The 12,212-nt window shown below is 74.4% G+C and carries 2 protein-coding genes; both read right to left on the minus strand.

What is annotated here, in order from left to right:
• A partial coding sequence (locus NP777_RS45985) for a type I polyketide synthase (RefSeq protein WP_256656167.1) occupies positions 1-1,981 on the minus strand: 1,981 nt, incomplete at its 3' end.
• Positions 1,982-2,032: 51 nt separating this feature from the next.
• On the minus strand, positions 2,033-12,212 hold a 10,180-nt coding region (locus tag NP777_RS45990; protein ID WP_256656168.1), incomplete at its 5' end, for a type I polyketide synthase.

The following is a 12,212-nucleotide window of genomic DNA, read 5'->3' on the forward strand; positions in this document are numbered from 1 at the left end:
CATAGTCGGGCCGCAGACCCCACGCCTCCGAAACCAGCCGGAACAACGCCACCTCAACCGCGAACAACGCGGGCTGAGTGAACCCCGTCCGATCCAGTACCGCCGCGTCATCCCCAAACAGCACCGTCTTCAGCGGTCGCTCAAGGTGCTGGTCCAGCTCCGCACACACCGCGTCCAACGCCTCCGCGAACACCGGATAGGCGTCATACAACTCACGCCCCATCCCCAGCCGCTGACTCCCCTGCCCCGTGAACAGGAACGCCACCTTGCCGCTCGCGATCTTGCCCTCGACCAGCCCGGTCGCGGGCTCCTCGCGGGACAGCGCGTCGAGGGCGCGTATCAGGCCGGCGCGGTCGTCGGCGACGATCGCGGCCCGGTGCTCGAAGGCGGCCCGGCCGATGGCCAGCGAGAAGCCGATGTCGGTGAGGCGCAGTTCGGGGTGGGCCTCGAGGTGGGCGCGCAGGTTCGCGGCCTGGGCGCGCAGCGCGGGGCGGCTCTTGGCGGCCACGGTCCACAGCGGCAGCGCGACGGCGGCGCGGGTCTCGGCGGGGGCGTCGTCGGCCGTCTTCGCGGCCGGGGCCTCCTCCGGCTCCGGCGCCTGCTCCAGGATGGTGTGCGCGTTGGTGCCGCTGATGCCGAACGAGGACACCGCGGCCCGGCGCGGCTGCCCGGTGTCCGGCCAGGCGCGCCCCTCGGTCAGCAGCGAGACGGCGCCCGCCGACCAGTCGACGTTCGGGGTGGGCTGGTCGACGTGCAAGGTCCGCGGAAGCACCCCGTGGCGCATCGCCATGACCATCTTGATGATGCCCGCGACACCGGCGGCGGCCTGGGTGTGCCCGATGTTGGACTTGATGGAGCCCAGCCACAGCGGCTGGTCCTCGCTGTGGTTGCGCCCGTACGTGGCGAGCAGGGCCTGGGCCTCGATGGGGTCGCCGAGCGTGGTGCCCGTGCCGTGCGCCTCGACCACGTCGATCTGGCCGGGGGCGAGCCGGGCGGCGGCCAGGGCCTGGCGGATGACGCGCTGCTGCGAGGGGCCGTTGGGCGCGGTGAGCCCGCTGCTGGCGCCGTCCTGGTTGATGGCGCTGCCACGGACGACGGCCAGCACCTGGTGGCCGTTGGCGCGGGCGTCGGAGAGCCGCTCCAGGAGCAGCATGCCCGCGCCCTCGCCCCAGCCGGTGCCGTCGGCGGCGGCCGCGAAGGACTTGCAGCGGCCGTCGGCGGCGAGGCCGCGCTGGCGGCTGAACTCGGTGAAGGTGCCGGGGGTGGACATGACGGTGACACCACCGGCCAGGGCCAGCGAGCACTCCCGGCGGCGCAGCGCCTGCGCGGCGAAGTGCAGGGCGACCAGGGAGGAGGAGCAGGCCGTGTCGATGGTGACGGCCGGGCCCTCCAGGCCGAAGGTGTAGGCGACGCGGCCGGAGGCGATGGAGCCGGAGCTGCCGTTGCCGAGGAAGCCCTCGACGTCCTCGGGCGCGGAGAACAGCCGGGAGGCGTAGTCGTGGTACATCACGCCCGCGAACACACCGGTCTGGCTGCCCTGGAGGGTGGTCGGGTCGATGCCCGCGCGCTCGAACGCCTCCCACGAGGTCTCCAGCAGCAGCCGCTGCTGCGGGTCCATGGCCAGCGCCTCGCGCGGCGAGATGCCGAAGAACGCGGGGTCGAAGTCGGCCGCGTCGTGCAGGAACCCGCCCTCGTGGACGTACGGCTCCTGGCCGCTGTCCGGGTCCGGCTCGAAGAGGACGTCGGTGGCCCAGCCGCGGTTGGTGGGGTACGGCGTGGCCGCGTCACCGCCGCGGGCGACCAGCTCCCACAGCTCCTCGGGGGTGCTGACCCCGCCGGGGTAGCGGCAGCTCATCGCCACGATGGCGATGGGCTCCTGCTCGCGCTCCTCGACCTCGCGCAGCCGCCGCCGCGCCTCGCGCAGGTCGGTGGTGGCCCGCTTGAGGTAGTCGAGGTACTTCTCTTCGTTCGCCGTCGCCATTACGCCGTCCCCGCGGTGCTGAGGTGAGTCGATGAGCTCTTGTGGAGCAGGTCAGGAGAGCCCGAGCTCGTCGTCGAGGAGATCGAAGATCTCGTCTGCCGTCGCGGACTGGATTTCACGGTCTTCTGCGGTGCTGTCCGTAGCACTTTGCGTTTCATTCCACTTCGACAGGAGGTCGCGCAGGCGGGTGGTGATGCCGGGGCGCTCGATGTCGTCCGGGGCGATCGTGGCGAGGATCGCCTCGAGCTTGTCGAGCTCCGCGTGTACGGGCTGGTGTCCGGCCGCGCCGTCCAGGCCCAGCTCCTCGCGCAGATACCCGGCGAGCGCGGTGGGCGTCGGGTAGTCGAAGATCAGCGTGACCGGCAGGCGCAGCCCGGCGGCGGCGCCCAGTCGGTTGCGCAGGTCCACGGCGGTGAGCGAGTCGAAGCCGAGGTCGAGGAAGCCGCGCCCGGCGTCCACGTCGTCCGGGGTGGCATGGCCGAGGACGGCCGCCACATGGCCGCGGACGACCTCCAGCAGCTCACGGTCGCGTTCGGTCTCCGAGAGCCCGGAGAGCCGTGCCGCGAGCGAGCCCGCGCCGGAGTCGGCCACGACGCCGGAGGTGGCCCCGATGTCGGCGGAGCGCCGTACGGGGGTGCGGACCAGGCCGCGCAGCAGCGGCGGCAGCAGCCCGGCGGCGGCCTGGCCGCGCAGTGCGCCCGTGTCGATGCGGATCGGTACCAGCGCGGCCTCGGACAGGGTGCCCGCCACGTCGAACAGCGCCAGGCCCTCGTCCGGTCCGAGCGCCTCGAAGCCGCCGCGCGAGATGCGGGTGACATCGGAGGTGTCGAGGGATCCGGCCATGCCGTCGGCCGTGGCCCACAGGCCCCAGGCGAGCGAGCTCGCGGGCAGACCCTGGGCGTGGCGGTGCTGGGCGAGCGCGTCCAGGAAGGTGTTGGCCGCCGCGTAGTTGCCCTGTCCGGAGCTGCCGAAGGCACCGGCGGCCGAGGAGAAGAGCACGAACGCGGCCAGGTCGAGGTCGCGGGTCAGCTCATGCAGGTTCCACGCCGCGTCCACCTTGGGACGGAGCACGGTGTCGATCCGCTCACCGGTCAGCGAGCTGATCACCCCGTCGTCCAGGACGCCCGCGGTGTGCACCACGGCGGTCAGCGGGTGCTCCGCCGGGATGGCCGCGAGGGTGGCGGCCAGGGCGTCCCGGTCGGCGGTGTCACAGGCCGCCCAGGTGACCTCGGCTCCCGACGCGCCCAGTTCGGCGGCGAGTTCGGCCGCGCCCGGGGCCTCGCCACCACGGCGGCTGACCAGCAGCAGATGCCGCACTCCGCGCTCCGCCACCAGGTGGCGGGCGAAGAGTCCGCCGAGGGCGCCGGTGGCGCCGCTCAGCAGCACGGTGCCCTCCGGGTCGCCGAGTCCGGCCGGCTCGGGGGGGTCCGCCAGGGCCGGGACCCGGGCGAGCCGGTAGGCGTGGCCGGTGCCGGAGCGCAGCGCGAGCTGCGGTTCGTCGGTGGCGAGCACCGACGGCAGGGCCCGCTGGGACGCGTCCGTGCCGTCGATGTCCACCAGGACGAAGCGGCCGGGGTTCTCCGACTGCGCGGACTTCACCAGGCCCCACGCGGTGGTGTGGGCCAGGTCGGCGACGTCCTCGCCGGGGGCCGCCGCGACCGCGCCACGGGTGACGAGGACGAGACGGGTGTCGGCGAGCCGCTGGTCGCCCAGCCAGTTCTGGACCAGGTCCAGGGCGTCCCGGGCGGCGGCCCTCGCGGTGTCGGCCACGGACGCGATGCCGCCGGTCGCGGTGAGGGGAGCCGTACCGTCCGTGGCGGGCAAGGACGCCGCGTCGGCCGTGGCGGGCGGGTACGCCGCGCCGTCGGTCGCGCGCAGCGGCGCCACGCCGCCGGTCGCGGTGAGGGGAGCCGCGCCCGTGAGGGGCGCCACGACCACGTCGGGGGCGGACCCGCCACCGTCGAGGGAGGCGGTGAGTGCCGCGAGGTCCGCGTGGTCGTCCAGCCGCTCGCCGCCGACGGTGAAGCCGGTGGCGGCGCCGAGGGTCACCCAGCGCTCGCCGAGCGGGATGTCGGTGGCGGACGCGGGCAGAGCCGTCCACTCGGGGCGGAACAGCGACTCGTGGTGCGCGGCGCGCGAGGCGTCGAGCTGCTCGGCCGCCAGCGGGCGCAGCACCAGGCCGTCGATGGTGGCCACGGCGGCGCCGGTGCCGTCGGCGAGGTGCAGCGACACCCCGTCGGCGCCGGGCCGCAGCCGTACGCGCAGCGATGCGGCGCCCCCGGCGTGCAGCCGTACGCCGGTCCAGGCGAACGGCAGCCGCGCGCCCTCGCTCCCCTCGCCCCGCGGGTCGAGGCCGAGGGTGTGCAGGGCGGCGTCCAGCAGCGCCGGATGCACCCCGTACGCGGCGGCCTGGGGCTCGAAGCCCTGGGGCAGCCGGATCTCGGCGAACAGCTCATCGCCGCGCCGCCAGGCGGTGTGCAGCCCCTGGAAGACCGGGCCGTAACCGAGTCCCGCGGCGGCCGCGCCCGCGTAGAACTCCTCGGTGGCCAGGGCCGTCGCGTCGGCCGGGGGCCAGGCGCTCAGGTCCATGTGCTCGTCCGGGGCAGCCGGGGCGCCCTGGGCACCCTGGGCGCTCGGGGCGAGGAAGCCGGTGGCGTGGCGGATCCACGGCTCGTCGGCGGGCGCGTCCTCCCGGCGGGAGTGCAGGGTCAGCGGGCGCCGCCCCGTCTCGTCGGCCGCCGCGAGCTCCAGCCGTAGCTGGACGGCGCCCTGTTCGGGCAGGACCAGCGGGGCCTGGAGGGTCAGCTCCTCGACCGTGTCACAGCCCGCCTCGTGGCCGGCGCGCAGCGCGAGTTCCACGAAGGCCGTGCCGGGCAGCAGCACGGTGTCCATGACGGCGTGGTCGGCCAGCCAGGGGTGGGTCAGCAGCGACAGCCGCCCGGTGAACACGAAGCCACCGGTGTCGGGGAGTTCCACCGCCGCGCCCAGCAGCGGGTGGTCGGCCGTGTCGAGGCCCGCGGAGATCACGTCCTCGACGGAGATGCCCACGTCGAGCCAGTAGCGCTGGCGCTGGAAGGCGTAGGTGGGCAGCTCCACGCGGCGGGCGCCGCGCCCGGCGTAGACGGCCGCCCAGTCCGGGGCCGCGCCACGGACATGGACGTGGGCGAGGGCGGTGGCGAGCGCCTGGGCCTCGGGGCGGCCACCGCGCAGGGTGGGGACGAACACCGCGTCGGTGTCGCCATCCCTTTCGGTCCCGGTCTCCGTCCCGGCCAGGCAGTCCTCGCCCATCGCGGAGAGCACCCCGTCCGGGCCGAGCTCCACGAAGGTGGTCACGCCCTGCTCGCGCAGGGTGCGGACACCGTCGACGAAGCGGACGGACTCGCGGACATGGCGCACCCAGAACTCCGGCAGGCGGATCTCGTCGGCGGAGACCACGGTGCCGGTGAGGCAGGACACCAGCGGGATCTTCGGGGCGTTGAAGGTCAGGCCCTCGGCCAGCTTGCGGAAGTCCGCGAGCATCGGGTCCATGTGCGGCGAGTGGAAGGCGTGGCTGACGGTGAGCCGCTTGGTCTTGCGGCCCCGCGCCTCGAAACCGGACGCGATCTCCAGCGCCGCGTCCTCGTCACCCGCGATGACCACGGAGTTCGGGCCGTTGAGGGCGGCGATGGACACGCGGTCGGTGAGCAGCGGCGCCACCTCGTCCTCGGACGCCTGGACGGCGATCATCGCGCCACCCGCGGGCAGTTCCTGCATGAGCCGGCCACGGGCCGCCACCAGCGCAGACGCGTCGGCGAGCGAGAACACGCCCGCCACATGCGCGGCGGCCAGCTCGCCGATGGAGTGGCCGGACAGGTAGTCCGCCTTCAGCCCCCACGCCTCGACCAGCCGGAACAGCGCCACCTCGACCGCGAACAGCGCGGGCTGGGTGTAGCCGGTGCGGTCCAGGTCCCGGGCGTCCTCGCCGAACAGCACGATCTTCAGCGGCCGTTCGAGATGCGGGTCCAGCGCGTCGCACACCTCGTCCAGCGCCTCCGCGAAGCGCGGGAACGCCGCGTACAGCTCACGGCCCATGCCGAGCCGCTGGCTGCCCTGACCGGTGAACAGGAACGCCACCTTGCCCTCGGTGGCCATCCCGCGCAGCGCCTGCGCCGGGTGCTCACCGCGCGCCAGCGCGTCCAGCCCGCCCAGCGCCTCGTCATGGCCCTCGGCCACCAGGGCGACGCGGTGTTCCAGCGCGGCGCGGGTCGTGGCGAGCGAGAAGCCCAGGTCGGTGAGGGAGGCGCCGGGTTCGGCGGCGATCCGCGACCGCAGCCGCCGCGCCTGGGCCCGCACAGCGTCCTCGGTACGGGCCGACAGCAGCACGGGCACGTACGGCAGGGCCGCGGGCTCCGCCGCGGGCTCCGCCGCGGGCTCGCCCGGCTCGGCGGCGGGCGGCTGCTCGATGATGGCGTGGGCGTTGGTGCCGCTGATGCCGAACGAGGACACCGCGGCCCGGCGCGGACGGCCGGTCTCCGGCCACTCCCGCGCCTCGGTCAGCAGCGACACCGCACCCGCCGACCAGTCCACATGCGGCGACGGCTCGTCCACGTGCAGCGTCCGCGGCAGCAGACCGTGCCGCATCGACAGCACCATCTTGATGACACCGGCGACACCGGAGGCGGCCTGGGTGTGGCCCAGGTTGGACTTCACCGAGCCCAGCCACAGCGGCTGTTCCGCGTCCCGCTCCCGGCCGTACGTGGCCAGCAGCGCCTGCGCCTCGATCGGGTCGCCCAGCGTCGTACCGGTGCCGTGCGCCTCGACCACGTCCACCTCACCGGTGGTCAGGCGGGCGTTGGCGAGGGCCTGGCGGATGACGCGCTGCTGGGACGGGCCGTTGGGCGCCGTCAGGCCGTTGGACGCGCCGTCCTGGTTCACCGCGCTGCCGCGCACGATCGCCAGCACCTCGTGGCCGTGCCGACGGGCGTCGGAGAGCCGCTCCAGGAGCAGCATGCCCGCACCCTCACCCCAGCCGGTGCCGTCGGCGGCCGCCGCGAAGGACTTGCAGCGGCCGTCCCTGGCCAGTCCGCGCTGGCGGCTGAAGTCGATGAACGTACCCGGGGTGAACATCACCGTGACACCGCCGGCCAGCGCCAGCGAGCACTCGCCCTGGCGCAGCGCCTGCGCCGCCAGGTGCAGCGCCACCAGCGAGGACGAGCAGGCCGTGTCGACCGTGACGGCCGGACCCTCCAGGCCGAAGGTGTAGGCCACCCGGCCGGACACCACGCTGCTGGAGCTGCCGGTGCCGAGGTAGCCCTCGACCTCGTTCGGGACGGCGTGCAGCCGGGACCCGTAGTCGTGGTACATGACGCCCGCGAACACACCGGTCCTGCTGCCGCGCACGGACAGCGGGTCGATCCCGGCGCGCTCGAACGCCTCCCACGAGGTCTCCAGCAGCAGCCGCTGCTGCGGGTCCATGGCCAGCGCCTCGCGCGGCGAGATCCCGAAGAACGCCGGGTCGAACTCGGCCGCGTCGTGCAGGAATCCGCCCTCGCGGGCGTAGGAGGTGCCCTGGGTCTCCGGGTCCGGGTCGTAGAGCGCCTCGAGGTCCCAGCCGCGGTTGTCCGGGAAGCGGGAGATGCCGTCCTCGCCCGCGGCGAGCAGCTGCCACAGCTCCTCGGGGGTGGTGACCCCGCCGGGGTAGCGGCAGCTCATCGCCACGATGGCGATCGGCTCGTCGTCGGTGGCGGCCGCGACCGGCACCGGCGTGTGCACCACCGGGGACCGCTCGCCGACCAGCTCGGTGCGCAGATGGCGGGCCAGGACCCGCGGGTCCGGGTAGTCGAAGATGAGCGTGGCGGGCAGCCGCAGCCCGGTGACCGAGTTGAGCTGGTTGCGCAGCTCGACGGCGGTCAGCGAGTCGAAGCCCAGCTCCTTGAACGCCCGGCCCGAACCGATGGTCTCCGCGCCCGCGTAACCGAGCACGGTGGCCACCTGGCCGCGCACCAGATCCAGCAGCAGCCGCTCCTGCTCGGGCTCGGACAGCCCGGCGAGCCGCCCGGCCAGGCCGGACTCGCCGCCCGCCGCGACCGCGTCCACCGCGCGCCGCGCCGGGATCCGCACCAAGCCGCGGAACAGGGGCGAGACCGCGCCACTGGCGGCCTGGGTGCGCAGCGCCGCGATGTCCACCCGCATCGGCACCAGCGACGACTCGCGGACCGTCAGCGCGGTGTCGAGCAGCGCGAGGCCCTCGGCCACCGGCAGCGGCGGCAGTCCGGCGCGCCGCATCCGGGCGATGTCGGCCTCGTCCAGGGTGCTGCCCATACCGGCCCCGGCCCACAGGCCCCACGCGAGCGCGGTGGCGGGCAGGCCCTGGGCGGCGCGGTGGCGGGCGAGGGCGTCCAGGAAGGCGTTGGATGCGGCGTAGTTGCCCTGGCCAGGACCGCCGAACACACCGGAGGAGGACGAGAACAGCACGAAGGCCGCCAGGTCCAGCTCACGGGTCAGCTCGTGGAGGTTCCAGGCCGCGTCCACCTTCGGCCGCATGACCTGGTCGACGCGCTCGGGGGTGAGCGAGCCGATCACACCGTCGTCCAGCACACCGGCCGTGTGCACGACCGCCGTCAGCGGATGCTCGGCGGGGACGGTGGCGAGGGCCGCGGCGAGCGCGTCCCGGTCCGCCACATCACACGCCGCCCATGCCACCTCGGCACCCAACTCGGCCAGCTCGGCGGCGAGTTCATCAGCGCCCGGCGCCTGGTCGCCGCGACGGCTCACCAGCAGCAGCCGCCGTACGCCACGCTCGGCCACCAGATGCCGCGCCACCAGCCCGCCCAGCGAACCGGACGCACCGGTCACCAGCACCGTGCCCGCGGGGTCGAGGCCGCGGGCGTCGTCGCCCTCCGGCTCCACGGCCACCCGCGCCAGCCGCGGCACGGACACCGCGCCCGCGCGGATCGCCAACTGCGGCTCACCCGAGGCCAGGGCGGCGGACAGCGCCCGCAGCGACTCTTCCGCGCCGTCGGTGTCCACCAGCACGAACCGGCCCGGGTTCTCCGACTGCGCCGAGCGCAGCAGACCCCAGACGGCCGCACCGGCCAGATCCGCCACCGGCTCGTCGTCCTCGACGGCCACCGCGCCACGCGTCACCACGACCAGCGGGGCGTCCCCGAACCCTTCCTCCTCCAGCCACCGCTGGACGACGGAGAGCGCCGCCGCGGCGGCGCGGTGCGCCCCGCGGGCCACCTGCTCACCGACCTCGGCGGACGGCGATACGACGACGTACTCGGGCGCGGGCGCCGTGCCCGCGGCGACCGCCCCGGCCAGCGTCTCCAGGTCCCCGTACGCCGACGTCCCGAGCCCGAGCGGATCGGCGCCCAGCACCGCCCACCGGCCGTCGGCGGGAACATCCGCCCCGGCCGCGTCGGCGAGCCCGGCCGTGGTCGCCCACTCCAGGCGGAACAGCGACTCGTGGTAGGCCGTACGCGCGCTCTGGATCTGCTCGGCCGAGACCGGGCGCAGCCCGAGCGTCTCGACGGCCGCGACCGGCGCGCCGGTGGTGTCGGCGATCTCCAGCCGGACGCCGTCGGTGCCGGCGGGGGTCAGGTGTACCCGCAGCGCCGAAGCGCCGCTCGCGTACAGCGACACGCCGGTCCAGGCGAACGGCAGCCGCCCTTCGCCGCCCGTGTTGCCCAGGCCACCCATGCCGATGGCGTGCAGGGCGGAGTCCAGCAGCGCCGGGTGCAGCCCGAACGCGGCGGCCTCCTCGGCCGTCTCCTCGTCCAGCGCCACCTCGGCGAACACCTCGCCGCCGCGCTGCCACGCCCTGCGCAGCCCCTGGAACGCGGGGCCGTAGGCGAAACCGATGTCCAGCAGGCCCTCGTAGCGGCCGTCCAGCGCCACCTCGGTCGCGTCCGCCGGGGGCCACGCGCTCAGCTCGAACGACGCCTCCGGACGGCCGCCGGACGCCAGGACACCGGCGGCGTGCCGGGTCCACGGCTCCTCCGCGGGCAGGCTCTCCAGCCGGGAGTGCAGCGACAGCGGGCGGCGGCCCGTCTCGTCGGCCGCACCGACCGAGAGCCGTAGCTGGACACCGCCCCGCGCGGGCAGCACCAGCGGCGCCTCGAGGGTCAGCTCCTCCAGGTAGTCGCAGCCGACCTGGTCACCGGCGCGGATCGCCAGCTCCACGAACGCGGTGCCGGGCAGCAGCACCGTGTCCAGGATGGTGTGGCCCGCGAGCCACGGGTGCGTGGACAGCGCCAGCCGCCCGGTGAACAACATCCCGTCCGCGTCCGGTAGTTCGGCGCTGGCACCGAGCAGCGGATGCTCGGCCTCACCCAGCCCGACCGCGGCCACGTCGCCGAGGAACAGCGACGAGACCTTCGGCCAGTAGCGCTGCCGCTGGAAGGCGTACGTGGGCAGCGCGACCTGCGCGGCGCCGGTGCGGGCGTAGTAGGCCGCCCAGTCCACCGCGATGCCACGGACGTGCACCCGTGCGACGGCCTTCGTCAGCGCCTCGGCCTCGGGGCGGCCCTTGCGCAGCGCGGAGACGAAGGCGGCGTCATCACCGGTCACGCACTCCTGCGCCATCGCGGTGAGGACACCGTCCGGGCCCAGCTCGATGAACGTGGTGACGTTCCGCGCCTCCAACGTCCGCACACCGTCGAGGAAGCGGACGGCCTCCCGGACGTGGCGCACCCAGAAGTCGGCGGTGGTGATCTCCTCGGCGGAGACCAGCTCGCCGGTCAGGTTGGACACGATCGGGATGCGCGGAGCCTCGTACGACAGCCCCTCGGCCACCTCGCGGAACGCCGCCAGCATCCCGTCCATGCGCGGGGAGTGGAACGCGTGGCTCACGGTGAGCCGCTTGGTCTTACGGCCCTGGGCCTCAAAAACGGAAGCGATCTCCAGAGCCGCGTCCTCGTCACCGGCGATGACCACGGAGGTGGGCCCGTTGAGGGCGGCTATCGAGACGCGCTCGGTGAGCAGTGGCGTGATCTCGTCCTCGGACGCCTGGATGGCGATCATCGCGCCACCGGTGGGCAGCTCCTGCATCAGCCGACCACGGGCCGCCACCAGCTTCGCGGCGTCCGCGAGCGAGAGCACACCCGCCACATGCGCGGCGGCCAGCTCACCGATCGAGTGGCCGGACAGGAAGTCCGCCTTCAGCCCCCACGCCTCGACCAGCCGGAACAGCGCCACCTCGACCGCGAACAGCGCGGGCTGAGTGAACCCCGTCCGATCCAGTTCCGCCGCGTCGTCCCCGAACAGCACCTCCCGCAGCGGCCGCTCCAGATGCCCGTCCAAGTGGGCGCAGACCTCGTCCAACGCGTCCGCGAACACGGGGAAGGCGTCGTACAGCTCACGGCCCATGCCGAGCCGCTGGCTGCCCTGCCCGGTGAACAGGAACGCCACCTTGCCACCGGCCACCGAGCCCTTGACCAGCTTGGGCGTGCCACGTTCCTCGGCGAGTGCCTCCAGGCCGGACAGCAGCCCGTCCCGGTCCTCGGCGACGAGCGCCGCGCGCTCCTCGAAGGCGGTACGGCGCGTGGCGAGCGTGAACGCCACGTCGGTGAGGTCCAGTTCGGGCCGCTCGCCGAGGTGGGCGCGCAGCCGTGCGGCCTGGTCGCGCAGGCCCTCGGGGGACTTGGCGGAGAGCACCCAGGCGGTGGGGAGACCGGACCGGGGCGCGGCGGCGGGCGCCGTCTCCTCGGTCTCGTCCGCGTACACCGGGGCCTGCTCGATGATGGTGTGCGCGTTGGTGCCGCTGATGCCGAACGAGGACACCGCGGCCCGGCGCGGACGGCCGGTCTCCGGCCACTCCCGCGCCTCGGTCAGCAGCGACACCGCGCCCGCCGACCAGTCCACGTGTGGGGTCGGCTCATCGACGTTGAGGGTCCGCGGCAGCAGTCCGTGCTGGATGGCCAGCACCATCTTCATCACACCGGCGACACCGGCAGCGGCCTGCGTATGGCCGAAGTTGGACTTGATGGAGCCCAGCCACAGCGGCTGCTCCGGCTCCCGCTCCTGCCCGTACGTGGCGAGCAGGGCCTGGGCCTCGATCGGGTCGCCCAGCTTGGTGCCCGTGCCATGGGCCTCGACCGCGTCCACCTCGGACGCCGAAAGCCCCGCACCCGCCAGCGCCTGCCGGATCACCCGCTGCTGCGACGGACCATTCGGCGCCGTCAAACCATTCGACGCACCATCCTGGTTGACCGCGGAGCCACGTACCACCGCCAACACCTCATGACCGTTG

The organism is Streptomyces rugosispiralis (genome assembly GCF_024505145.1).
Taxonomy (GTDB): Bacteria; Actinomycetota; Actinomycetes; order Streptomycetales; family Streptomycetaceae; genus Streptomyces; species Streptomyces rugosispiralis.